Below are 25588 nucleotides of genomic sequence, written 5' to 3' on the forward strand. Positions count from 1 at the left end.
TATCTTCCTTTTTTCTTTTCTCCCCCGCCATTGCCGACCTTAACCTATAATCATAAGCTTGCTTTGATGTGTCTATATGACCGGTCGAACCGGGCAGCGGCCTTCCTTCAGTTAAGGAAGCATGTTGCAATTAAAATCGCCTACTTAGGGGTTTTCCACTGAATGGGTAACCCAAACTTGCGATTAGTTGTAACAAGGGAACAATGTAGTACATGGATAGTATCAGCATGCGTTACCAGGCCAGACAACGTCTGACCAGAATCAGCGGACAGCTTTTTCTGGGGCTGATCTGGTCCTATCTGATGACCTTCTACGGTATTCAGGTATGCCCCTATATCAGTGATCTCGAAGCGATGTCAGCATTCATTATGTTTGCCAGCGGTATCTTTTTTTTACTGCTGGCACAGCCTCGATTGGAACGCCTGCTGCAACTCCCTGGTCACAGCCGCTTTCCACGCCTCGTCAGCCACCTTGCATGTTGGATTATTGTTGGCAGCGCAATCAGCCTGTTCAATTATTTTTTGCTCGGTTTCCCGGCGGGCAGTGGTTTAAAAGTCATATTTGGCTTTATTGGGCTGGGCTTTTACTCAAGCCTGTCGCATAACCTAGACCATCGCTATGCACAGCTACAAAATCAAGCCACCGGCGACGATCTGTCAGAATTGCAGGATTCGCGTTTTAATTCGGTCACCACCCAGTTGATGGCCTGCTTCCTGGCAGCGCTGACTTTTGTCGGCCTCGCTATCATTCTGTTGCTCCATAATGACCTGACCCTGCACGAACAGGAATATATTGGACAACCACACAAGATCCTGTTTTCTTTACTGCTACATACCCTGTTCATCATCGGTATTACCACACTGGCTGCGATTCTGCTGACCCGTAAAATACAACGTAATATGAAGCTGATTGTCGAACATCAGCTGCAACAGATGGATAAGGTACTTCATGGCCACGCTGACGCAAAAATTCCGGTACTATCAAACGATGAATTTGGCCAATTCGCACAACGTACCAACTTATTAATATCGGACCTGCACAATAAAAACCGAGCCATAAAAGAACTACAAACGGCTTCTCATACCGACCCTTTAACAGGCATCAATAACCGACGCGCCCTCTACGATTACATATACTCGCGCCATGAAGCAGGCGAACTGAGCCCATCCACCTTGCTGATTCTCGATCTTGATAACTTTAAACAGATCAATGATAACCACGGTCATGATGCCGGCGACCGGGTACTGATCGCATTTGCCCGACAGGTAAGTCAGTTTCTGAATCCGGATTCCGTGTTCTGTCGGATCGGTGGTGAAGAGTTCGTGGTGTTGTTACCCGATGAAGACCCGGACCGCGGCTTTGCGCAGGCCAGCGCCATTTGTCAGTTAATAGCTGGTCAGCCGGTACAGGCGGGAAATATCAATATCAAAGTAAGCTGTTCGATCGGGCTGACTGAATTCAAACCACAGCGGGATACTTTTGAGGAAGCTCTGAAGCAAGCGGATCAGGCGCTCTACCAGGCGAAGGCCGATGGCCGCAACAGGGTTATCGCGGCCGCCAGCTTACCGGGCTAACGCTTACTGACCAAAATCCAGCGCCCGGATATGGCCATGGCCATCGATAGCCACCTGCACGCATTCGGTTTCAGACACTTTACGCAGATCCCGGCCATCCGGGCAGCAGCCCCAGACTTCGACTTTGATCCGCAAGGAGCTGGTGCCCTGCTCCAGTACGGTAGTATAAAAACTGAGAATAGTGCCTTCGATCACCGGCGCCATAAACGACATTGCACCGATCGAGACAGTCGCGACACGGCCCTCAGATGCTTCTGCTGCACGAATTTCTGAGGCAAGGACTGCCTGGGAGGCAACCCAACCACCATATACATCGCCAAACATATTGCTGGCAACGGCAGTAGCAGGACAACGAAGGCTTAATTCACCTTCCGGCTTAAGCAGCTGATCATCGCTTGTAATCATCATTCAGTTCCGAGTTCGGGTTGTATCTATTAGGAAAGCAGTATTCTACTCCCCTATATTAAATATAGTTAGTCCCCGATCCTAACGCATATACATTCTTTGTCAGCTGTCACATCCTTGTCATATAGCCGCCTTATAGTGACCAGCATCGAAACAAACTAATTTTCAAAAATTAATTTTAGATTCAACTCTGTGGAGCTTGTGATGAAACCGATGAAGAAGATTTTTGCCGCGGTTGCGATGACTACAACTTGCCTGACAGCGAGTGCGTCTGACCTGCTGGATCCAAAACTGCCAACGTATACTAAGGCTTCCGGCGTTTCCGGTAACCTGTCTTCTGTAGGTTCCGACACTCTGGCGAATCTGATGACCCTGTGGGCTGAAGAGTTTAAGCGTAATTACCCGAACGTTAATGTTCAGATTCAGGCAGCGGGTTCTTCTACTGCGCCGCCGGCACTGACCGAAGGTACTTCTAACCTGGGTCCGATGTCCCGCAAGATGAAAGACAAAGAGCTGGAAGCGTTTGAGAAGAAGTTCGGTTACAAGCCGACTCCTGTTGCTGTTGCGATTGATGCCCTGGCGGTATTCGTACACAAAGACAATCCGGTTAAAGGTCTGACCATCCCTCAGGTTGACGCTATCTTCTCTGCCACCCGCAAATGCGGTCTGGCACAGGAAGTAAACAAATGGGGTGGCGTAGGCGTTGCAGGCGCACTGGCTAAGCAAAGTTTCCAGATCTTCGGTCGTAACTCAGTATCCGGCACTTACGGTTACTTCAAGAAGAAAGCGCTGTGTAAAGGTGATTTCCGCAACAACGTAAACGAGCAGCCTGGTTCTGCTTCTGTTGTGCAGTCGGTATCCACTTCCCTGAACGGCATCGGCTACTCCGGTATCGGTTACAACACCTCTTCTGTCCGCGCGCTGCCGCTGACTAAGAAAGAGGGCAGCGCTTTCGTTTCACCAACACCGGAAAACGCCCTGAACGGCTCTTACCCTCTGGCGCGTGCTCTTTATGTATACGTCAACAAGAAGCCTGGTCAGGATCTGGCCCCTCTGGAACGTGAATTCCTGAAGATGGTTATGGCTAAAGTAGGCCAGGAAGTCGTAGTGAAAGATGGTTACATCCCACTGCCATCCGCCCTGGTTGAAAAGCAGATGAAGGCGCTGGGCCTGTAAATACAGCCCATCGCTTCAGCCCTTTTTTTTTTGGGGGGGGGCTAACTAACAGACCTGAATAAAGGAGCCCTGCGGCTCCTTTTTTGCTATATAACAGCTTTATTACAACCCTGTAACATGGCTGTCATATTGCTGGGCTATCTTTATCGCCATAGCCTTTAAGCATTGCCTGTAACCATGGCCTTTAACCAAAGTCTTTTAACTTCGTAGAATTGTTTCATGAATATTGATAACAGCTCCGCTATTCCTGATCTGGATTTTAATACTCCTGCAGCCCGACGCAGTCGTAAGTTTCGCGCCCTTAAAGATAAGGTCGCCAGCCTCACCATCGGCCTGGGTGGAATCAGTGTAATTATCGCTATCCTGTTGATTTTCTTCTACCTTCTCTATGAAGTCCTACCTATGTTCCGGTCCGCTGAGATTCAGCCATGGCAGCATAACGGTGCAGCAGTTGAGCCATATACCGTACCGGGATCGGGTGAAAGCCTTTATCTTGCGATGGAAGAGCAGGCTGAGATCGGATTACGGGTCAGTGATAGTGGCGAAATTCTGTTCTTCAGTACACTGAACGGTACAGTCATCCAGCAAAATCAGGTGGCACTTCCTGAAGGCACTAGCGTAACCAGTTTTGCTCTCGCGTCTGAAAACAGCCGCATCTTTGCTATCGGTCTGAGCAATGGCCAGGCACTGGTATATAAGCATGACTACAAATCCAGCTATCCTGATGGGCAGCGGGTTATAACCCCGAATCTGGCTTATCCTCTGGGTGAAGCTCCAATTACAGTAAGCGACAGCCCTCTGGAGCTACTGGCACTGAATGGTGATGAAGGCAGCTACGCACTGATCGGCGGTAATAACGAGTCTCTGAACGCGGTATTTCTTACCCTGGAAGAAAACCTGTTTACCGGTGACGTTCAGCTGGAGAGCGAAGCCACTGCGTTACCAAAGCTGAATATTCAGGCGAATAAACTGCTGCTGATGCCGGACCTGCAATGGATGCTGATCGCCGGTGAGAACGGCAAAGTAGCCGTACTTAATCTCGCCAATAAAGAAGCACCCGTGGTCAGCCAGCTATTAGATGCTTCAGACAGTAAGATCACTACCTTTGACCTGCTGCTGGGCGGCTCTGCCCTGTTACTGGGTAATGAAAGAGGTGAGGTGTCACAGTGGTTCCTGGTACGAAATAGCCGGGGACTATGGCAACTGACTAAGATCCGCAGTTTTACACAAGCCGATAGCGCTGTAACCGACCTGGCAATTGAACATCGTCGTAAGGGTTTTGCCACTATCGACGGCGAAGGCACATTGCGTCTGTTTAACACCACCGCAGAAACCAATGTGTTAGCGGAGAAAGTTGCCGAAGCAAACGCTAGCATGATCGCCATGTCGCCGCGGGCCAATGCAATCCTGATTGAGACCGGCGATACGCTGAAGTTTATGCATATCGAGAACGAGCATCCGGAAGTATCCTGGAGTGGCTTGTGGGGTGAGGTATGGTATGAAGGTCATGAAAAGCCTAAGTATATCTGGCAATCTTCAGCGGCTAACAATGACTTTGAGCCTAAATACAGCCTGATGCCACTGGCATTCGGTACCCTTAAAGCGGCCTTCTACGCAATGATTCTGGCGACCCCGCTGGCTATCTGCGGTGCTATCTACACCGCTTATTTCATGGTGCCGGGGCTACGCCGTAAGGTGAAGCCGTTTATCGAGCTGATGGAAGCCCTGCCAACCGTAATCCTTGGTTTCCTTGCCGGACTCTGGCTGGCTCCCTTCATGGAAGAAAACCTGCCCGGGATTTTTGCCATCCTGATAATTGTGCCCTTTTCAGTGCTCGCCTTTGGCTACGCATGGGCCCAGCTGCCACAACGTCTACGTTTCCTGATTCCTGATGGCTGGGACGCACTGCTGCTGATACCGGTTATTATTCTGTGTACTCTGTTCAGTCTGTGGATCAGTGGCGGTATCGAAGTGCTGCTCTTCGATGGCAATATGCGTAGCTGGCTGAGTAATGATCTGGGTATTACATTCGACCAGCGCAACGCTCTGGTTGTCGGTATCGCAATGGGCTTCGCAGTCATACCGACGATCTTCTCGATCACCGAAGATGCGATCTTCGCGGTACCTAAACACCTGAGCTTCGGCTCCCTGGCACTGGGCGCTACACCATGGCAGACCCTGACCCGCGTCGTGCTGCCAACTGCCAGCCCGGGTATCTTTTCAGCGGTGATGATTGGTATGGGCCGGGCCGTAGGTGAGACTATGATCGTGCTGATGGCCACCGGTAATACGCCGATCATGGATATGAATATTTTTGAAGGCATGCGCACCCTGGCAGCTAACATCGCTGTTGAGATGCCGGAATCCGAGGTCGGTAGTACTCATTATCGGATCCTGTTCCTGGCCGCATTTGTACTGTTCCTGTTTACTTTCGTAGTCAACACCCTGGCGGAACTGATCCGGCAGCGATTACGTAAAAAATACGGTTCGCTTTAGGTTGACTGATGATTATTCAAACAATGAAAACAGACAGTATCCGACTCTCAGTGGATTACTTAAAAAGTACGGTTCACTTTAAGCTGATTGATAGAGGATTATTCGAGTAATGAATATCTCCCTGCGTGAATGGACTAAAACCGGCTCCCCATGGGTATGGCTGAATGCCGGAGCCGTTGCCATCTGTATTATCATGGTGGTCGGCCTGTTATCACTGATTGCGGTGCGTGGTCTGAGTCACTTCTGGCCCGCTGATATCCTGCAGGCGCAACTCACTAGTAATAGCAACGGCAACAACGCCCGTATCATCGGTGAAGTCGTTGAATCGAATGAAGTACTGACCAGCCAGTTGAGCGAGGCCGGTATCAAAGGACTGCCAGACGACAAAGAGTTTCTGATCCGTAACCTGATGAAAGTAGGTAACCGTGATGTGCTTGGTCAGGACTTTACCTGGGCACTGGACTTCCACCTCTCCGATAAGCAGTACCCTGAAATGCTGTTCGCCGCAGAACGCCGTGAATGGGGCAACCTCTACGGTTACCTGCGCTCGGTAAAAGAGAACGGTGAGCAGGTCAGCAGTTACGACGGATATACTAAAACTGTCGAATATGAAGCCCTGTGGAACGACCTGGATCAACGTATCGAACGCGCCGAAGAGATCCATCAGCAGATTCTGCAAATCGAAAAGGACAAAATAGGTTCAATCAACTATGAGATTGAGCGACTACGTCTGAAAGAACGAGGCCTGCAGCTAAAAGAAGTTAGCGATTCTGCACCCTACACGGCAATCAATGATCGTCGCGCTGAACTGAACGCCGATTACGAAGTTCTGCAGAATGACCTGCTTGATCTTTACAACGCCTTTAATCGCGACAGCCTGACTGCCGAAGTATCCAGTGGCGAGATCGTTGAGATAAGTCTGTCTAAGATCGTACGTGCGTTCCGCCCTAATGATATGGGCATATTCGCTAAGATCGGCCACTACATAGCTAAACTGTGGGAGTTCATATCTGAAGATCCCCGTGAGGCAAACACCGAAGGCGGGATCTTCCCCGCAATATTCGGTACCGTAATGATGGTTATCCTGATGTCGATTCTGGTGACCCCCTTTGGCGTAGTCGCGGCAGTGTATCTTCGCGAATATGCTAAACAGGGATTCATCACCCGCCTGATCCGGATCGCGGTGAACAATCTGGCCGGTGTACCTTCTATCGTATACGGAGTATTTGGTCTGGGCTTTTTCGTATATTTCCTCGGTGGCAATATCGATCAACTGTTCTTCCCGGAAGCGAAACCGGCGCCGACCTTCGGTACACCGGGCCTGATGTGGGCATCGCTGACCCTGGCACTGCTTACGGTGCCAGTAGTCATTGTCGCCACTGAAGAAGGCCTGAGCCGTATTCCCCGTTCCGTCCGCGAAGGCAGCCTGGCACTGGGTGCGACTAAGTTTGAAACTTTATGGCGGGTTGTACTGCCGATGGCCAGCCCGGCGATGATGACCGGCGTGATCCTGGCGATTGCCCGTGCCGCTGGTGAGGTAGCACCGCTGATGCTGGTTGGTGTAGTAAAACTGGCACCGAGCCTGCCGCTGGATGGCAACTATCCGTTCATCCATCTGGACCAGAAATTCATGCATCTGGGCTTCCACATCTATGATGTTGGTTTCCAGAGCCCTAACGTTGAAGCGGCACGTCCGCTGGTCTATGCGACCGCACTGCTGCTGGTGGCTGTAATCGCCCTGCTGAACTTATCAGCAATCGCGATACGCAATCATCTCCGCGAAAAATACAAAGCTTTGGAAATGTGATCATGGATAGGAAACTAATTCTTATCACTTGCGATCCGCAACCAGCTGCTTTGGCGAAAAAGACAAAGCTCTTGAAATATAAGCCGAGCAGAAAACAGGTTTAAAGATGACTATGGAAACTAAAACTCACGCTATCGATATTTCCGCGATGCAGCGCAGCAATGAAGCGCTACGCCTGGAAGATGAAACCGTAGCCCTGACCGTCAATGATCTGGAGCTTTATTACGGTGATAAGCGCGCCCTGCACGGCATTAATATGATCATCCCGAAGAACCGGGTAACCGCCTTTATCGGTCCATCCGGTTGTGGTAAATCAACGCTGCTGCGCTGTTTTAACCGGATGAACGACCTGGTGGACAGCTGTACTATCAGTGGTGAAATAAACCTGGATGAGATGAATATCTACCAGCGCAAGGTTGATGTTGCTGATTTGCGTCGCCGGGTCGGCATGGTCTTCCAGAAACCTAACCCGTTCCCGAAAAGTATCTACGAAAACGTCGCTTACGGCCTGCGGATTCAGGGTATCACTAAAAAACGCGTGATCGACGAAACGGTTGAGTGGGCGCTTAAATCTGCAGCACTATGGGAAGAAGTAAAAGACCGCCTGCACGAAAGCGCACTGGGTATGTCCGGCGGTCAGCAGCAGCGTCTCGTTATCGCCCGGACTATCGCTGTAAAGCCAGAAGTTCTGCTGCTGGATGAACCCGCTTCAGCACTGGACCCGATCTCTACCTTAAAGATCGAGGAGCTGATCCACGAGCTGAAAAAAGACTTCACCATCGTCATCGTAACCCACAACATGCAACAGGCAGCCCGGGTGTCTGACTATACCGCCTTTATGTATATGGGTGATCTGATTGAGTTTGGTGTAACTGATACACTGTTTACCAATCCAGAAAAGAAACAGACTGAAGACTACATTACCGGTCGTTACGGCTAATACGCGGAGACACTACAGTGACTTACGAACAAGACCACCACAGTACTCACATATCTCAGAAGTTCAATGACGAGCTGGAACAGATCCGCACCCACCTGCTGACCATGGGTGGTGCCGTTGAGCGCCAGGTTAATGATGCGGTTGAAGCGTTGATCGAGGGTGATACCGAGCTTGCCGAGCAGGCCCGGAAAAATGAAAAAGCGATCAACGATATGGAACTGATGATCGATGAACAGTGCACCCTGATCATCGCCCGGCGCCAGCCTGCCGCTGGCGACCTGCGACTGATTATCTCCGTTAGCCGCGCAGTCAACGATCTGGAACGGATCGGTGATGAATCCAACCGTATCTGCCGTCACGCCATCGAACTCGCAGAACAGGGTGGCAAGATCCATGGCTATCAGGAGGTTCGCCATATCGGTAATTTAGTGCGCGACATGCTGAAGGACTGCCTTACCGCCTTCGCCCGCAGCGATGCAGAGCTGGCTTATAAGGTCGCCAAACAGGATAAAGAAGTCGATCAGGAGTATCGCTCTGCGATGCGCTCCCTGATGACCTACATGATGGAAGATCCCCGCGCTATCTCAAGCGTTATGAATGTTATCTGGGTACTGCGTAGCCTGGAGCGGATCGGTGATCACTCACGCAATATGGCGGAGCATCTGATCTACCTGGTGAGTGGTACTGACGTCCGCCACAGCAGCCTGAAAGAGATCAGGAAGACCGTCAAAGGTACTGAATAAGCCTGTTTAGTTACTGGTCACCGGACATAAAAAAGGCAGCCCCTGGCTGCCCTTTTGTATCTGTTACTCATCAGCCTATCTTTTGCACTCTGAGCTGAATCTTACCGCCTTCTTTTGGCTCGGCACTCAAAGAGAGGCCTACTGCCTGATGTCGGCCTGTATTCTTCAATCCTTCCATTACCTCAGAAGGCAGGCTACCACCGCACCAGCCGGGTACCATCTCTTTCATATAGATAAGAAAGGCTGCATCAATTTCCCACAGATCACCCTTCATATCACAAACCGCTTCACCGACACGGTCTGACGCTCTGCGCCCATGCTTTCCAGGCGTCTTCCCTCTGCGCTCAACTAACACTGTTTCACCATACAAATTGTATTCAAGATTCTGCGTACCGCTCTGATCGCTCCATGCTCACGACAGAAACCACTGTTCAAATGCCGAAGTTTCCAGATTTTAACTGAATTAACTCTGCTCTTGTAGTACGAAAAACATGATACACAGTATCAACAGCAAATTATTTTCTTCACTATCTCCTTATAAAACAATCCAGTTGGCCGATACAGCGCCTACACTTGACCCATCAGCACAATTATTTCAGGACGAAAATGGCAGAGTATATAGTTTACGGCGACCTTAACTGCCCATTCAGTTACGCCCTTCATGAGCTGCTCTGCAGCAATAATCTGCTGCATAAAGTTGACTGGCGTCTGGTAGAGCATAATTCCGAGATTGGCAGCTACCTTGGCTCTGCAGAAAGCATGGCCGAGCTTGCCAGCGACGTATTCAACATTCGTAACCGTACCCCGGATGTCGCGATATCTCTGCCGCTCAATCGCAGCGATAGCTACTTTCCCTGTTTGTGTGTCATCGCCACGCAAAAAATCGATCCAGGCAAGGCGGAAACATTCCGCCACAACCTCTACCGGGCGCTGTGGGTCGAAGGTAAAGATATCTCTAATCCATCGGTCATATTCAACTGTCTGGAAGCGTCCGAGCTACCGACAGAATTAGATGCCGATGAAACGTGTGAACAGATCCTTGAAGCCTGGCAACAGCAATGGGAACAGGGCAACTTCACCCTGCGCACACCGGCAATGCTGGCCCCGGACGGCCGTAAATTAGTCGGTCTGATGAATCATGAATCGATCATCAATTTTTTGCAGGGCGACTCGGTTGCAACGCCCGAGCTGAACAGCGGCACCCGCTATCATGAACGCCAGACTATCGCCCTCTATGGTGGCGACTCTGTTGCCGAACTCTGGGGAGTACTCTCAACCCTGCGTGATGAAAGCAATATCCTGCTGCCACAATCCTTGCAAGCATTGAAAGATCAGTTGCTGAGTGATGAACAGTGCCCCGATCTGGTACTGCTGCATAATGATGGTCAGCAGCATGATCTTACCGAACAGTGTCGGGAGCTGGGCCACTTTACCCGCGAGCAGCAGATTCCCCTCGCCGTAATCGGCCAGCCGCTGGACGATAGCGCTGAAGTCGCCCTTTATGATGTTGGGGTTGCTGATTATCTGTTGCAAAACAGAGATCCGGCAATCATTCAGTCCCGTATCAATATACTGCTGCAACTGAAACGTTCTCATGACCTGCTGGCACGGGCCGCAAGTATCGACAATCTGACTCAGGTATTTAACCGGCGAGAATTCGAACGTACTCTGGAGATAGAGTGGCGACGGGGCCAGCGATCTAAGCAGCCGCTATCTCTCATCCTGCTGGATATCGACCACTTCAAAGCATTTAACGACTACCTGGGACACCTTAACGGCGATAATTGTCTGCGCCAGGTTGCGTTAGCAATAAAGGAATCCGCGCGCCGAGCCCAGGATATTGTCAGCCGCTACGGCGGCGAAGAGTTCTGCATCCTGCTACCTGATACAGATCAATCCGGTGCACAGGTACTGGCAAACAACATCTGCAACAAAATCAGCCAGCTTGATATACGCCATAGCCCGGAGTTTCGTGATCAGCCGGTTACCGCCAGCCTGGGTATTACCACTATGACGCCAAACAACAAGGGCGTATCACCCCATAAACTTATCGAGCAGGCCGATAAAGCCCTGTATCAGGCTAAAGAACAGGGCCGCAATCGTGTCATCTGCTTTACTGCTGAATAGCCATATTCAGCAGTAATCAGCAAACGGAGGGAAGCGCTCAATTAACCCCTGCCGTCCCAGATCTCTTAATAACTGCATATTCCGCTCTGGAATCTGCTCCGGATTCTTGTAATGGGTCAGGGCCCGGCTCATCTGGGCTTCCCTGATGATATGAAAGGTTGGATAGGGTGAGCGGTTAGTCCAGTGGCTCAGATCATTTTCATCGACGCCGCCAAACAGGTAGCCCGGATGGAAACTGGCCAGCTGTAATACCCCTTCAAGACCGGCATCCTGTAACAGCTCTTCAAACAGTGCCAGCGTATCCAGATAATCGTAGAAATCCTGCAACATACGCGGCACGATCAGCAACGTCGTGGCTATCTCAGCTTCATCTGACTGCTGAATCGCTTCGATCTGCTGCAGAAAATCAGCCACCAAAGCCTCTCTTTCTATGGCAGTAGATACGCTGTAACGCAAGCTTTCATCTTGTACCACTGGCGCGGCAAAAGGGCATAGATTGAGGCCAACAACCATAGTTTCGACCCAGCGTCGGGTCAGACTAGTAACTGATTCGGGGTTATCAATATTAATTTCTTTTTTCATCCACATATACTACCTAAAACCCTGATCCCACCCCAATACATTTATTCCCTGCGGATGGTAATATAGCGCCAGTTTTTCTATGAGTATTAAAAGTGCCGATTCCTGCAGCCCTGACCCAGAATAGCTTCGATGTGCGTTGGTATACCCTGCGCCGTCCGGCAGCCACCGACGCGCCGCTGATATGGCGTAAATGGCTGCTCGATTCTGGCTCCCTGACTCAGCGACTTATAGATCTCAGCCAGGGTGACTTTCGGGTCGAAGTGGTGCGCCAGGGCTGGTCCCGGCCAACCCGTTCAGAGGCAAAAGCTCTGGGCATACCGACCCGGCAACTGGCGCTGATCCGCGAAGTGCAGCTGATAGGCAAAGGACAACCCTGGGTCTACGCCAGAACAGTGATCCCCGCCTCAACCCTGACCGGTAAGCAGCGCCAGCTCAATGCCATCGGCAATCGCTCCCTCGGCAGTGTTTTGTTCACCGACCCGACCATGCAGCGTGGGCCGCTACAGGTCAGTAAGCTTAAACTCACCAGTGGAGAGACCGTATGGGCCCGACGCTCTCAGTTTCGACTCTCCGATAAGCCGTTGCTGGTTGCAGAAGTTTTCCTGCCCGAGCTGCAACAGGTACACTATCCTGCAACCTGATTCCCGCAGACCTGTTTCTGCAAAAAATATCCCGGAAGCCTGACCATGCAGCAAGCAACACCCCAACCATCATCTCAGTGGCAGCAAAAGCTCCGCGCCTGCGGTGAGCTGATGCGGGTTGAAAAGCCGATCGGTACCTATCTTCTCTTATGGCCAGCCCTATGGGCCCTGTGGATCGCTGCTGAAGGCGTTCCCGGCATCGACCTGCTGGTTATCTTCTGCCTTGGCACATTCCTCATGCGCTCCGCTGGCTGCGTCATCAATGATTTCGCTGATCGTAAAATAGATGGTCATGTTAAACGTACTGCTCAGCGCCCGATTCCGGCAGGCCGGATCTCCGCCCGTGAATCTATCTATCTGTTTGCCGGGCTGTTAGTGCTGGCTTTCAGCCTGGTGCTGCTCACCAACCAGATGACTATTTTACTCTCCTTCGGCGGTGTTGCCCTGGCGGCCTGCTATCCATTTATGAAGCGTTATACCCACCTTCCCCAGGTTGTACTGGGTATGGCCTTCGCCTGGGCCGTGCCGATGGCGTTCAGCGCAACCCTGGCAGAGATACCACACTACGCCTGGCTGATCTATATCGCGACAGTGCTGTGGACCGTTGCCTACGATACGATGTATGCGATGGTCGATCGCGATGATGATCTGAAGATCGGCGTAAAATCCACCGCAATTCTGTTCGGTGACATGGATAAGCTGATTATCGGTATCCTGCAACTGAGTACCTTGGCAATCTTTATCATGCTGGCGCTGCAGCTTGATCTTTCGTTCTGGTTCTATCTTGGATTAACCGCAATGGCCGCACTGTTCGGTTATCAGCAGTACCTGATCCGCAACCGGGACCGGGACCTGTGCTTCAAAGCCTTTCTCAATAACCATTACGCCGGTTTGCTGTTGTTAATTAGTCTCGCGCTGCACTATTTCTTTAGCTGATTCCGCCCGAATTGTTACAATTGTCATATTCCTGTAACAGTTTCATCTTTTAATTGGGCCATCTAAATCATTGAAATGAGGTAACAGATCATGGCTTCAGGTAAACGGGTTCTGATCGTTGATGACGAAGCCCCGATCCGTGAAATGATCGCAGTTGCACTGGAGATGGCTGGCTACGAATGTATTGAAGCCGAGTCAGCTCAGGCGGCGCATCCGCTTATTGTCGATAATAAGCCGGACATGATTTTGCTGGACTGGATGATGCCAGGTACCAGCGGCGTTGAGTTTGCCCGCCGTTTGCGTAAGGATGAGATGACCTCAGATATCCCGATTATTATGATTACCGCCAAAGGCAACGAAGATAATAAGATACAGGGACTGGAATCCGGTATTGATGATTACATTACTAAACCGTTCTCGCCCCGGGAACTGGTCGCCCGGCTGAAAACAGTATTGCGCAGGACCACACCGAAAGGCGTTGAAGAACCAATTACCGTTGATGACCTGACCCTGGATCCGGTTTCGCACCGGGTCAGTGCAGAGCTGCAACCGCTGGATCTGGGACCCACTGAGTTTCGCCTGCTACAGTTCTTTATGACCCACCAGGACCGCGCCTATTCAAGAAGCCAGTTGCTTGATCTGGTATGGGGCGGTAATGTCTATGTTGAAGAGCGGACCGTCGATGTGCATATCCGGCGTCTGCGTAAAGCACTGGGGAAACGCCATGACTATCTGATTCAGACTGTCCGTGGCACCGGTTATCGCTTCTCATCACAGGTAGTCTGAGACCAACCTATGTATAACAGCAACCATTCTATAGCCAGCAACCTGCTGCTGACAGTGGTTGTCTCTCTGTTTGCCGGCTTCATTATCGGTTATCCAGGCTGGACGCTTGCCTTTGCCCTGCTGGGCTGGGCGCTGTTTCAGATCAAACAGTTTAATCGCCTGCAGCAGTGGCTGATGGATAGCTCAAATAGCGATGTACCGGAAACCTCTGGTCATTGGGGCGAACTGTTTGATGAACTGTCCCGGGACCAGAAACGCCAGCTTGGCAGAAGCCAGTCACTACGGGCTGTTATTCACCGGTTTCAACAATCATCAGCGGCCCTCAGCGATGCGATTGTCATCATCGACAACCACAACAACCTTGAGTGGTGGAATCGTGCTGCTGATCGCTTACTGGGGCTGAAGGCCAGTACCGACCGGGGCCGCTCAGTGATGAACTTGCTGCGCGATCCGCGCTTTGTCCGCTACTACCGCAAGCAAAATTACGACGATCCGTTGCAACTACCCTCGCCGCTCAGTAACGAAGTTATCCTTGAATACCGGCTGACCCGCTTCGGTGTCGGCGATCGGATTCTGGTAGCACGGGATATTACCCGCCTGAAGCAATTGGAGCAGACCCGGCAAGACTTTGTCGCTAACGCATCCCATGAGCTGCGTACACCGCTCACTGTCATCAGGGGATATCTGGAAACCTTCCTCGATCAGGACCTGCCACGCCCGCTGCAGCGGGGCATGAACCAGATGGCCAACCAATCCAGGCGGATGGAAAACCTGGTATCAGACCTGTTACTGCTGTCCCGGCTGGAAGCCAGCCCGCATATCTCAGACGAACTACCGATCCCGATCCAGTCAATCATCTGTCGTATACGCGATGACGCAATAGCACTGGGTAAAGATAAGAACCAAACCATTGAGCTCGACCTGGATCCGAACAACACCCTGCTGGGGCAAGAAGCCGAGATCTACAGCGCATTCTCTAACCTGGTATTCAATGCCGTTCGCTATACACCTGCCGGTGGCCGTATACAGATACGCTGGTGGGCAGATAAAAAAGGCACTCACTTCTCGGTTGCGGATAACGGCCCCGGCATCGACAGCATTCACCTGCCCCGTCTGTCGGAGCGTTTCTATCGCATCGACGAAAGCCGCTCCTCTGATACCGGCGGTACCGGGCTTGGGCTGGCGATCGTCAAACATGTGATGCTGCGCCACAACGGTCGACTGTCAATTAAGAGCGAGATTGGCCAGGGCAGCACTTTCAGCTGTCACTTTCCGAAAGAGCTGTTAAGCAGCGGCAGTCAGCGCCAACCTGATGATCCTGATGAACAGGAACCGAAAGATCAGGCGGCACCATCCTCGATCAGATAAGCTTTCGATATAAAAAAACCGCCGGATGGGCGGTTTTTTTTATATCGGGAGAGATACTTAATCGGAGCCCAGTCGCCCGGCCGGATCAGTACCGACTGACTTTGCAGCAAAGCCGCGCAGGTCAATCTCACCCTGATCGCTGGCATACTCTTCAACCCAGAAAATCGTCGCGCCCACCACCGCTGCCGGCATTATCAGCAGGTTAACCAACGGGATCATCATGCCAACCGAAACCAATCCACCGAAGCCCAGCGAGGTAAAGCGGCGCTGCTTCAGGGCTTCCTTCATGTCTTTGAAACTGACCTTGTTATTATCCATCGGATAATCACAGTACTGAATCGCCATCATCCAGCAACCAAACAGGAACCATAACAGCGGAGCAACCCAGCCGATAACCGGAATAAATGTCAGTATCAATAACAGCAGTAATCGGGGCAGATAATAGATCAGCTTTGAGATTTCCCGCGCTACCGCCCGGGGAATCAGAGCGATAACCGCCTGCCAGCCTTCGTCAGTGACTAACTCGCCGCGCAGACGCTGTTCAACCTTTTCTGACAAAATACCGTTAAAAGGCGCCGCAATAATGTTGGCGACAATGCTAAAGCTGTAATAGACAACAATCAGAATCGAGCCCGCCACCAGCGGCCAGAGCAGGTAACGCAAGAACTGTAACCAGTCCCAATCAGGCAAGATACTGCTCAGCAGATAATCTATCCAATACCCCATCTGGTCAATCAGAAACCAGATAGCACCACCAAATAACACTACGTTGATGAGCAGTGGAACCAGCACAAAGTGCCGTATCCCCTTCTCTGGTAACATACTGAGCCCACGCAGAAAATAACCTGCACCTTTGACCGGATTCCCTTTCATTTCTTACACTTACCTTTTAAAAACTAAAAACACTTTCAGCGTTATGCGAAAAAGTGATTGTAAAATCTGAGTAGCACTGCCAGTACCATCATCGATAAACCGATCCGGTTAATCATAAATTCCTGCTTGGTAAACTCAATCGTCGCCTGCCAGAAAACCAGAATCGACTTAATATCTTTGGTTCTGAGTACATAAAGCACCAGAGACACCAGAAAAACTCCAAAACCACCAAGCATTAACAACTGTTCTGCGACCACAAGATACATCTTTATTTCCGTTTATTTTTCTGATTAGGAAGGTCATAGATTAACAGAAATATCCTGCATAAGTGGCTGGTTTGACCTATAACTTTATGTGAATATGCAGGATATTAAGTGCAGTGAGTTCAATTTTCACCTGCAAACTATCGGAGTAAACCATGAAAGCGATCAGAATCCATCAATTTGGCGGTCCCGAAGTTCTAGCCTATGAGGATGTACCTAAACCTGAGCTGAATAACGGCGAGGTACTGGTGAAAACGACCGCCGCCGGGGTCAACCCGATTGACTGGAAAACCTGTTCCGGAGGTGGTGCCAGTGGCTTCATCGGCGACCTGCCGTTTATTCCTGGCTGGGAGTTCTCTGGGGTGATTGAGGACCCGGGTAACAGCCAGTTCGCAGCGGGGGACTCGGTATTCGGGCTAATCAATTTTCCCCAGCGCGCCGGTTGCTATGCCGAGTATATTGCGGCTCCCGCAGAGCAGATTGCCAAACTACCCGACGCTGTCGATCCGGAACTCGCCGGTGGTCTGGCCACTGCCGGCCTGACCGCATGGCAGGCGCTGTTTGATAAAGGCAATTTACAAAAGAACCAACAGGTGCTGATCCTCGGTGCTGCTGGTGGTGTCGGCCATCTGGCGGTCCAGATCGCGAAGTGGGCCGGTGCCCATGTCACCGGAACTGCATCGGTGCATAACCACGAATTTCTGGCCGAACTGGGTTGCGACCACCTGATCGATTATCACAATGAAGATATCAATGACCATGCCGCAGAGATGGATCTGATTATTGATTGTGTCGGCGGTGAAACCGGTATTCAGGCTCTGCCCTGCCTGAAACCTGATGGCGTACTGGTGACCTTGCCCTCTGTCACTAAAGACAAGCTGATCGCCGCCGGTGACGCGCAGCGACGTCGTGTCGAAACGATACTTTGTCAATCGAATGCAGATCAACTGGTCAAAATTGCGCAGCTGGTGGCAGACGAAAAACTGCACCTGCATATGGCAGACAGCTACCCTGCTGAAGCGGTTGAGGATGCCTTCCACCTCAGTGCTGAAGGACATGTCTGCGGTAAGCTGGTACTTACTTTCTGAGTCGTTCCTGTTTTCTGAAAAGCTGAGGCTATAATAAAACCCTCGGCTTTCTCAGCCGTTCCGGACCCTCTAATCATCCAGGGTCCGGGCCAGCACCTGATACTCATCCTGCAGTTCACTGACCTTTTTCAACATTTTCACCACCGAACGATCGATCAGCCCTGGAATATAGGTATCGCTACTGCTCTCAGCGGTGATACGGATACGCTGCAACTGCCGCTGCAGGTCTTTCAGGCTATGGTTAATCAGCGCAGTATTATCAGGTACTTTCTGCAGCGCTTCTGATGTCTCTGAGAAACCACTATAAACCGCCTGATATCCAGTTTTTGCCTGGGCTTCATAGCCCCAGGCCATCATTCCATACAGCGCAACAAGCCGTACGGATAACATCCCCTGCCGGCCAGCAAGGTCAATCATAGGACCGGTTTTAGAACCATCGCTTTGCTGCAGCGACAACACCAGTTGCTCAGACTGCTGCAATAGCTGCTCATTGAGGGAGAAGAGGTTAAGCAGCTGTGATTTATCCGGTTTAACCTGATACTTCGGCTTAGTTTGCTGCCAGTGCTGTACCAACTGAGTGAGCTGGGTTCGGGTTGCGTTATCCGTTACATAACTCAGCAGCGCTGTGTTATTAGCTTCAAACTGCCCGATAGCATTCTGTATAGCCTGATCGGCTTTACGTGATCGCACCCCCAGGCCAGACAGAACATAGCTTTTCAGTAGCTGCTGGGTCAGGATTCGCTGTTCGGTAGCCAGGCGCATAGCCTGGGCGGCATTATCGATAACTGCCGCCCAGACAGGCGCGCCACTAAGCAGGCAGCAAAGCGAAACCGTGGTGAGAAATTTTGCTGTTTTTATTGTTATTTTTTTCATGATTATCTTTTGTAACTCGTGAATCGAAATTTAAGTCATGCTTTGCGGCTGGAGCAGGCTTTCGACCTGCTGCAGTAATCCGCTTTCAGTCCAGGGTTTGGTTATAAATGAAGCCACTCCGGCTGCACCCGCTTCACGCTGATGCCGCTCTGTGGTTCGGGATGTAATCATCATCACCGGAATATGCTGCATCTCTTGCCGGCTTTGTATCATCGCCGCCAGCTCCATTCCAGTCATCCGTGGCATCTCCAGGTCGGTCAACACCAGATCCGGACTGTCCTTACGAATCTGATTCAACGCGTCCAGCCCATCGATCGCGGTACGCACTTCGTAGCCGGTATCTCTTAGCAGGGTCGACAAAGAGCTGCGCGCACTAATCGAGTCATCCACCACCAGCAACTTGGGCAGGGACAACAATTCCCCATGATCAACCTGACGGAACAGGTTTTTAGTGACACTCAGCTTATGCCGGATTCGCGCCGGTAGATCGACAATCGGGGCAGTATCGCCATTGGCCAGAATAGTCAGCCCCGGAATGCCCGGAATATCCGGAATATAATCACCCATATCCTTGAAGGCCAGCTCCCGATGCGCGATCACTTCACGGACTAATACAGCGACCCGTTCACCCTGCCCCATATTCACCAGAAGCACTGGAAAAACCTGATCTTGTGCATAGGGCTTACCGGCTTCTGCCACCAGGGATTCCAACGGATATGCCGGATAAGACTGATCAGCATAAGTAAAGTGTGCGCCTTGTTCGGTCTCGATAAGCTGACCATCAAGGGAGATCAGGCTCTGTTCAAGGCCATGGCTGGACAGGGCATAAATCTGCTTACCAGCCCGCACCAGAAGTGTTTTTACCATCAGCGAGTTGGCCGGCATAGACAGTTCAAAAGTGGTGCCCGCATTTTCAGCAGACCTGATATCCAATGATCCCTGTAAACGCATCACTTGCTGATAGACCACATCCATCCCGATACCACGACCGGACAACTGACTGATCTGGTCACTAGTAGAAAAGCCAGGTACCAGTATAAGTCGTTGCAGCTCTTGCTCGCTTAACTCGGTATCAGCGTCGATTAGTTGTTTATCGCTAGCAACCTGGCGCACCTTCAGGGTATCAATGCCAGCTCCGTCGTCACTACAGGTTACCCGCACCAGGTCGTTATCAAGGCGGAAGCTTAGCGTTAGCCGACCCTGTTCAGGCTTACCTTTCGCGAGTCGCTGCTGCGCCGTTTCAAGGCCATGATCCACCGCATTACGGATAATATGCATCAACGGATCGGCCAGCTGATCCAGAATCTGGCTATCGATCCGGGTATGCTCACCTTCAATTTCCAGCACGGCATCTTTACCCGAGGCCCGACAGGCCTGACGCAAAATACGCTGCATCCGATTGGTCATGGTTTTTACTTCCACCAGCCGGGTGCTGAGTACCCGGTCCAGAGTCTCTTTCTGCAACCCAGACTGAGCTATATGTAATTCCCCTGTACGCCGGATATGCTTGTCCAGCGTATCTTCAACCTCCCTGATATCCGCCGCTGCCTCCTGTAACCGGGACAGACTGGTATGCATCTCGCTGTAACGGTCCATTTCCAGGGGATCAAATTCAGAGCTCTCCCGATCCAGCTCTGGCTGCAGGGTATAATACTCATTCAACTGTTGCTCCAGCTCGAACATTATTCGCTGCAGCGCCCGCTGCCGGTCCCGACCGATCCGGCTATAGCTGCGCAACTGGGTAATCTCTTCATCAAGCTGAGTACTCAGAGTGCTGGATTCACCGGTCAGCCGCAACAAGCTATCAAGGGTCGCCTGTGGTACCCGCTGCAACACTTGCTCCTGCCTGAGCGGCTGTTGATCGGGCACATCAGGCTGAAGTGAATCACCTGACGGCGAATTATCGGGCAATGAGTCAACTAATAATGATCCGGCAAACTCGTCGCTCATTTCTTTGGCAACGTTTGCTACGGTATCAGTTTCTGCTGCAGACTCAGTGATATGCCCGGACTGAAGTTCAGCAGCCGCTAATGCTACACCTTCGTTGCGCAATTGGTAATGCCAGTCCATCAGTTGCTGTAGCAGCTGTACACTGCCCTGAGGAGCTGGGCTATTTGCCACCACCGCATCACTCATTGCGGCAATGGTATCGGCAGCAGCCAACACAGTTTCTGCCAGTGCGGAGCCCGGTAGCTGTCCAGCTTCGGTCAGCAGTTCCAGAATATCTTCCAGACGGTGTGTCAGACTGGCCAGACCGGCGATACCCGCCATATTGGCCAGGCCCTTTATGGTATGGGAAATACGCTGCGCAGAACGCAACTCCTGGAGATCATTGTCGTGCTGCAAATGACTTATCAGCTGCTCCGATTGCTGTGGCAGTTCGTCGAACAGCATATCCAGCAACTGGGGGTCTATATCATCAGACACCTGCAGCTGCAGATCGCCAGCATTCGCCACCTCAGGTTCAAGAAGATCCGCAAATTCAATACTGGCCAGCGCCAGCAAACCACGTATAAAACCGGCTTGCTCCTCGCTTGGAGCACCAGGCAGGTCGGCCAACAGCAGCTGATCAAGCAGCTGTTGATGGGATAGTTGGTCAGTAATATCGTCAAAATAAAGGATAAACTGCCGGAAAACAGCGGCTATCTGTAACTTGAGGCCTGATTCCAAGAGTCGGGGATGGCCTGCCAGGTATTCAAGATTAATCCGGATCCCCTGCACAATAAACAACGCTCCGTGCAGATGCAGCGTCTGTAGAGCCCGCTGTACTGGCTCAAGCTGCTGCAAGCTGATTGCCAGCAAAGACTCAGTGGTCTCAGCTTCATCCAGCCATAACGGTTCCAGCTGCTGCAGAGTAGCCGTCAGCATCGCCAACACATCAGGATCAATGGCAGGTCCTGGCTGTTCCAGCAAAGAAAAATCTATATCACAGAAAGGCTGTAGCAGTGGCTGTACTGGTGATTGCTGTAGTGCCGGTACAGTTGCCTCAACCCTTTCAGGCGCTATATCTGCCAACCCGAAGGTAAGCGGACTCAGGCGCTGAAAATCGGCCATCAGAATCTCCGCCAGAAATTCACGATCATCACTCGGTAAAGGCTCGTTCCAGCGCGAATCCGACATCAGTTGCAACAAGGATTCTGTCTCAACGACCTCTCGCGCTGACAGAACATTTATCAGCAAAGGAAGATACTCGCCTGATAGCGACGTTTCTCCTCCACTTTCCAGTAGTTCAGCACTTAAAGCTAAAAGATCTGAGATCCCCGAAAACCCGTCTTCGCTGCATTTATCTGCAATATCATGAAAATTATCTGCAATATCTTCCAGGTTTTCTCCTGACTCAGAAAAACGCTGCAGAATATTTGCAATGATCGTCGGCTGCGTCTGTACTGGGCTCCCTTCAGTCTCAGCAGAGACGAGCTCCTCTTCTGACCATAACTTTTCGACATCCTGTTGCAGCAGCTCAGCAAGAAAACCGCAGTCTTCTTCATCGACCGGTTCCGGCCAACGACTATCCGTCAGGCTGGCCAGCAGATATTGCCATACGGCCGGTTGTTGCACATTGGCCAGATCCAGCAGCGCTTTGCCGCAATCGTCCAGCAGCACCCGCTGGTCATCTTCCAGCTCCGGCGGTAACTGCTCCAGCTGCTCAGCAACCAAAGCCAGCGCATCCGCCAGACCGATAAAACCCTGCTCACTATAACTATCGATCCACTGTTGCAGCTGGTCGATGATTACAATACTGGTCAGTTCATTACGCTCAAGCTGTTGCAGTAACGCCTGCAACAGCTCCATATCGGTTATAAAAACCTGCTTCATGCTATTCACCCGCAACAGCTATCGGAGCTCAGGATACTTCAGGCGCAGCCAGCTTAAATACGCTGACCGAGCGCTGCAGTTCTTCAGCAGCATCTACCAGCTCATCAGACAGTTCCGCCTGCTGCTGCATCTCTTTGTTGGTTGCAACGGTGGATTGATCGATCATACTGGCCCGCTCGCGCAGCTCTTTAGCTACCCGCGCCTGCTTCGCCGAGTTCTGCGCAATACGGATTACCGACTCAACTAGGGTCTGTGTGGTAGCACGCGTTTCGCCCATTCGCTCACCAGCTTCTTCTGCCAACCGGGTGCCTTCAACAACGTCACTGATTACTGTATTCATAACATTGATGGTATCAGCGGTTTCCAGCTGAATATTGTTTACCAGGGACTCGATTTCGGAGGTTGCTTCCCGGGAGTTCTCCGCCAGTCGTTGTACTTCATCTACCACCACCATCAGACCGCGTCCGGCTTCACCTGCCGATGCGGCATGCATACTCGCATTAAGCGACAAAACGTGGGTCCGCTCGGAAATATTGTTAATCAGGTTTACAATGCCGCCGATCTCCTGGGAACGTTCGCCCAGTCGTTTAATCCGTTTTTCAGCTTCGTGAATGGTCTGGCGAATCTTGTTAATACTGCTGATGGTCTGAGATACCGAATCCATCGCCGTTTCAGAGGTTTTAATCGCTTTTTGTGAAGCATTATTAGACAGCACCGCCAGTTTCGAGATCAGCTCCATCGCTTTGATCGCCGACTCCAGACCTTTCAGGGTCAGCAGAATCTCTTCCTGATCCCGGCTGGCGTAGCTGAGCACAGTTTCTGACTGGGATTTAACCTGCACCGAAGCACTGTTTACCCGGCTCGATACAGCACTTACATCATGCAATACCGATTCAATGGATGTTGCCAACTGATTGATAGAATCGGCGATGGCACCGGTAACATCTTCCGCCACCGGCACCCGTACCGTCAGGTCCCGCTGACTGATCTGGAATACACTCTGGATCAACTCGATAATCGATGCGTTTAGGGCGCTGTTTTCCTGCTCTTTCACGGCCAGTGCCTGCTCTTTCTCATCTAGCAGACTATCCAGTACCGATGCCAGCTGTCCCAATTCATCTTTTGTTTCCAGCTCACTACGGGCTTCTACATCACCTTCGCGTACCCGGTCTACGGTAGACTGGATCTGCTTTACCGGGTCAATTACGCCATATTTGATAATTGACAGAGAGACGGCCATCGCGATGATCATCAGCGCCATCGAGATAAAGAAGTAAGTTACCGTGTCCAGTGTATCTTTTGCCTGCCGTTCCTCGTTTTGTACCTTATAGATCCCGGCAAGCGCCGTTACTGCCTGAATCTCCGGATCGAGTGCCGCAATAATTGTCTGCAACTGGGTAAACCGGGTGTTACTGCGGTCAACCGCCTGATTCAGTTCACCGAAAAGTACCCGGGCAATATCCAGATTCTCCAGTACGGCAATTTTGTTCTGTGGAAACTTATTCACGCTGATCGCTTCAAGCTGATTCGACATACGCAGCAGATCGCGATTAATCTGGGCAACCGTAACGGTACGACCGTTACTGCTTATATACTCATCAAGGTTATTGCGTAAAGTATTGAACTGATCCCGCAACCAGCCACGCTCCAGCCAGACAATCAGGGCATCGGTTTCCCACATCAGGTTTCTGATCTGTTTTGACAAGCCTTGGTCGGCGGTCAGACCGACTTCGATACTTGCCTCAGAGCCGTCATAAAAAGTGTCCTGATAGCGATCGATAATCTCCTGGAACTTCTGCACCTGGGCTTTATCTTCTTCCGTTCTCAGATATTCGTGCAGACGCTCAATATCGTTATCCACCTGCGCCATGACCTGATTAAACAAGGTCAGCTGCTGCATCTGCTTATCTGCCAGGAAGCTTTTCTCCTGGAAGCGCGCCTGCGCAACGTTAGATTTAATATCACCCACCAGCAACAGGAAATCATTCAGCTGCTGCGATCTGGCCTGTGCTTCTTCCTCGACTACAATCGTTTTGTAGTATGAGGCCGCCATAAATATCAGACCCATCACAAGTAGCGCGATAGCGATCGCAAATTTAGCCGACATCCTGAGGTTTTTAAATTCCCAGACTTGACGATCATTGATAGTGTTAACTTCCCAGAATGAACTCATCAGCTCAGTTCCCCGTTGTTTTTATTGTGCTGTTATCTTTATTGAACGCGGCCTTCTGGGTCGCAAAAAATGCCCGGTGATCGAACTCCAGCCAAAGCATGTCCTGATAGTGATACTGACCACTACAGAAACGCTTCAGTTCATCGGGTATTGCAATACACTTTTCCTGTTCAAGCTGTTGTGGATCCGTAATACTCTGTGGCGTGCTATATAACAACAGTGCCGCAGTATCCGGTTGCCGGTCCAGCAATAACAGCCAGCGCTGTCTGGTTTTTTCTTCCTTCTGACTCAGGCTGCGAGCCAGGTCATACACTGGTACAGCCTCACCCCGATGATTAATAAAACCAACGAACCAGTCCGGCGTCTCTGGTATCCTGCAGACCTGACCACAAGGGATCAGTTCAGAGTGGGTATGTTGCTGTAATAACAAAGCAAAGCCTCCCACCCTGAAACCATGCCTCAGGTCGTAAAATTGTTGTTCCGAATCATTACTCAATGCGGTCTGTGGCATCGCTCTTTCCCTGGCTGTTAATCAGATCAGCGCGCTGACCTGCGCCAGCAACTCCTGTTCGGTAAATGGTTTTCCAACCACCGTGGTAGCACCCTGCAACTGTGCCCAGACTTTGTCAGCATCCTGATTCTTACTGGATACCATCACCACTGGAATATTTTTAGTCGCAGAGTCGCTGGTTATCTGACGACAGGCAGAGAAACCATCAACTTCAGGCATCACGATATCCATCAGAATCAGATCAGGCTGCTCCTGTTGCGCCATACTGATGCCCTGCTGACCATTCGCCGCCAGAACTATCTCGGCATCGATACTGCCCAGTACATTGCAGATATGTTTCTGTTGTACCGGATCATCCTCAACGACCAGGATCTTCTTGCTCATGTTAACTCCACAGATATTTTTACCGT

22 protein-coding genes are annotated in these 25588 nt (G+C 51.1%); 12 read left to right on the plus strand and 10 right to left on the minus strand.

Features of this window, described 5'->3' with window-relative positions; all coding sequences use genetic code 11:
- Positions 1 to 212 precede the first annotated feature (212 nt).
- Positions 213 to 1574 (plus strand): GGDEF domain-containing protein, encoded by a 1362-nt coding sequence (locus ACQUQM_RS18620; RefSeq protein ID WP_432471364.1) that lies wholly within the window; start codon positions 213 to 215, stop codon positions 1572 to 1574.
- Between the two features lie 3 nt (positions 1575 to 1577).
- Here ACQUQM_RS18620 and ACQUQM_RS18625 read toward each other — a convergent pair whose 3' ends face one another.
- Positions 1578 to 1982: an acyl-CoA thioesterase gene (locus ACQUQM_RS18625; RefSeq protein ID WP_432471365.1), complete on the minus strand. Its 405-nt coding sequence runs from the start codon at positions 1980 to 1982 to the stop codon at positions 1578 to 1580.
- Positions 1983 to 2183: 201 nt separating this feature from the next.
- Between ACQUQM_RS18625 and ACQUQM_RS18630 the strand changes: the two genes are divergently transcribed.
- The 5 genes from ACQUQM_RS18630 to phoU all read left to right on the plus strand — a co-directional run bounded on the left by ACQUQM_RS18630 (position 2184) and on the right by phoU (position 9141).
- Positions 2184 to 3155, plus strand: coding sequence for a PstS family phosphate ABC transporter substrate-binding protein (locus tag ACQUQM_RS18630; protein ID WP_432471366.1), 972 nt, complete (start codon positions 2184 to 2186; stop codon positions 3153 to 3155).
- 219 nt (positions 3156 to 3374) lie between these two features.
- Positions 3375 to 5651 (plus strand): ABC transporter permease subunit, encoded by a 2277-nt coding sequence (locus ACQUQM_RS18635; RefSeq protein WP_432471368.1) that lies wholly within the window; start codon positions 3375 to 3377, stop codon positions 5649 to 5651.
- Between the two features lie 109 nt (positions 5652 to 5760).
- Positions 5761 to 7458, plus strand: coding sequence for a phosphate ABC transporter permease PstA (gene pstA, locus ACQUQM_RS18640; RefSeq protein WP_432471370.1), 1698 nt, complete (start codon positions 5761 to 5763; stop codon positions 7456 to 7458).
- A 106-nt stretch (positions 7459 to 7564) separates the two neighbouring features.
- Positions 7565 to 8398 carry a phosphate ABC transporter ATP-binding protein PstB gene (pstB, locus tag ACQUQM_RS18645; RefSeq protein ID WP_432471371.1) on the plus strand — a complete coding sequence of 278 codons (834 nt, stop codon included), beginning with the start codon at positions 7565 to 7567 and terminating at the stop codon, positions 8396 to 8398.
- A gap of 17 nt (positions 8399 to 8415) precedes the next feature.
- On the plus strand, positions 8416 to 9141 hold the full coding sequence (gene phoU / locus ACQUQM_RS18650; protein WP_432471373.1) for a phosphate signaling complex protein PhoU: 726 nt from the start codon (positions 8416 to 8418) through the stop codon (positions 9139 to 9141).
- A 70-nt stretch (positions 9142 to 9211) separates the two neighbouring features.
- Here the strand turns inward: phoU and ACQUQM_RS18655 are convergent, their stop codons facing one another.
- Positions 9212 to 9415, minus strand: coding sequence for a hypothetical protein (locus tag ACQUQM_RS18655; protein ID WP_432471374.1), 204 nt, complete (start codon positions 9413 to 9415; stop codon positions 9212 to 9214).
- A gap of 332 nt (positions 9416 to 9747) precedes the next feature.
- Between ACQUQM_RS18655 and ACQUQM_RS18660 the strand changes: the two genes are divergently transcribed.
- On the plus strand, positions 9748 to 11268 hold the full coding sequence (locus ACQUQM_RS18660; protein WP_432471375.1) for a diguanylate cyclase domain-containing protein: 1521 nt from the start codon (positions 9748 to 9750) through the stop codon (positions 11266 to 11268).
- Between the two features lie 6 nt (positions 11269 to 11274).
- Here ACQUQM_RS18660 and ACQUQM_RS18665 read toward each other — a convergent pair whose 3' ends face one another.
- Positions 11275 to 11850: a DUF1415 domain-containing protein gene (locus ACQUQM_RS18665; RefSeq protein ID WP_432471376.1), complete on the minus strand. Its 576-nt coding sequence runs from the start codon at positions 11848 to 11850 to the stop codon at positions 11275 to 11277.
- 92 nt (positions 11851 to 11942) lie between these two features.
- On the opposite strand from ACQUQM_RS18665, the gene ACQUQM_RS18670 reads away from it, so the two are divergent.
- The 4 genes from ACQUQM_RS18670 to phoR all read left to right on the plus strand — a co-directional run bounded on the left by ACQUQM_RS18670 (position 11943) and on the right by phoR (position 15581).
- Positions 11943 to 12491: a chorismate--pyruvate lyase family protein gene (locus tag ACQUQM_RS18670; RefSeq protein WP_432471378.1), complete on the plus strand. Its 549-nt coding sequence runs from the start codon at positions 11943 to 11945 to the stop codon at positions 12489 to 12491.
- A 45-nt stretch (positions 12492 to 12536) separates the two neighbouring features.
- Positions 12537 to 13427 (plus strand): 4-hydroxybenzoate octaprenyltransferase, encoded by an 891-nt coding sequence (gene ubiA / locus ACQUQM_RS18675; protein WP_432471380.1) that lies wholly within the window; start codon positions 12537 to 12539, stop codon positions 13425 to 13427.
- 90 nt (positions 13428 to 13517) lie between these two features.
- A complete protein-coding gene (gene phoB, locus ACQUQM_RS18680) occupies positions 13518 to 14213 on the plus strand; it encodes a phosphate regulon transcriptional regulator PhoB (RefSeq protein WP_432471381.1) in 696 nt (231 codons plus the stop codon).
- Between the two features lie 9 nt (positions 14214 to 14222).
- Positions 14223 to 15581, plus strand: coding sequence for a phosphate regulon sensor histidine kinase PhoR (phoR, locus tag ACQUQM_RS18685; RefSeq protein ID WP_432471382.1), 1359 nt, complete (start codon positions 14223 to 14225; stop codon positions 15579 to 15581).
- A 57-nt stretch (positions 15582 to 15638) separates the two neighbouring features.
- On the opposite strand, the gene cysZ is transcribed toward phoR, so the two are convergent.
- The gene (gene cysZ / locus ACQUQM_RS18690) at positions 15639 to 16454 is read right to left on the minus strand and encodes a sulfate transporter CysZ (protein WP_432471383.1); all 816 of its coding nucleotides are present in this window, start codon (positions 16452 to 16454) and stop codon (positions 15639 to 15641) included.
- Positions 16455 to 16495: 41 nt separating this feature from the next.
- Positions 16496 to 16720 carry a hypothetical protein gene (locus tag ACQUQM_RS18695; protein WP_432471384.1) on the minus strand — a complete coding sequence of 75 codons (225 nt, stop codon included), beginning with the start codon at positions 16718 to 16720 and terminating at the stop codon, positions 16496 to 16498.
- Between the two features lie 152 nt (positions 16721 to 16872).
- On the opposite strand from ACQUQM_RS18695, the gene ACQUQM_RS18700 reads away from it, so the two are divergent.
- Positions 16873 to 17805, plus strand: a complete 933-nt coding sequence (locus ACQUQM_RS18700; RefSeq protein WP_432471385.1) for an NADP-dependent oxidoreductase — start codon at positions 16873 to 16875, stop codon at positions 17803 to 17805.
- 69 nt (positions 17806 to 17874) lie between these two features.
- Here the strand turns inward: ACQUQM_RS18700 and ACQUQM_RS18705 are convergent, their stop codons facing one another.
- The 5 genes from ACQUQM_RS18705 to ACQUQM_RS18725 are packed head-to-tail and all read right to left on the minus strand — an operon-like array spanning position 17875 to position 25562.
- The gene (locus ACQUQM_RS18705; protein ID WP_432471386.1) at positions 17875 to 18678 is read right to left on the minus strand and encodes a hypothetical protein; all 804 of its coding nucleotides are present in this window, start codon (positions 18676 to 18678) and stop codon (positions 17875 to 17877) included.
- A 30-nt stretch (positions 18679 to 18708) separates the two neighbouring features.
- On the minus strand, positions 18709 to 22494 hold the full coding sequence (locus ACQUQM_RS18710; RefSeq protein WP_432471387.1) for a hybrid sensor histidine kinase/response regulator: 3786 nt from the start codon (positions 22492 to 22494) through the stop codon (positions 18709 to 18711).
- 28 nt (positions 22495 to 22522) lie between these two features.
- A complete protein-coding gene (locus ACQUQM_RS18715; protein WP_432471388.1) occupies positions 22523 to 24667 on the minus strand; it encodes a methyl-accepting chemotaxis protein in 2145 nt (714 codons plus the stop codon).
- A gap of 4 nt (positions 24668 to 24671) precedes the next feature.
- The gene (locus tag ACQUQM_RS18720; RefSeq protein ID WP_432471389.1) at positions 24672 to 25178 is read right to left on the minus strand and encodes a chemotaxis protein CheW; all 507 of its coding nucleotides are present in this window, start codon (positions 25176 to 25178) and stop codon (positions 24672 to 24674) included.
- 21 nt (positions 25179 to 25199) lie between these two features.
- Positions 25200 to 25562: a response regulator gene (locus tag ACQUQM_RS18725; protein ID WP_432471391.1), complete on the minus strand. Its 363-nt coding sequence runs from the start codon at positions 25560 to 25562 to the stop codon at positions 25200 to 25202.
- Between the last annotated feature and the right edge of the window lie 26 nt (positions 25563 to 25588).

This window comes from Amphritea sp. HPY (assembly GCF_050870985.1).
Lineage (GTDB): Bacteria > Pseudomonadota > Gammaproteobacteria > Pseudomonadales > Balneatricaceae > Amphritea.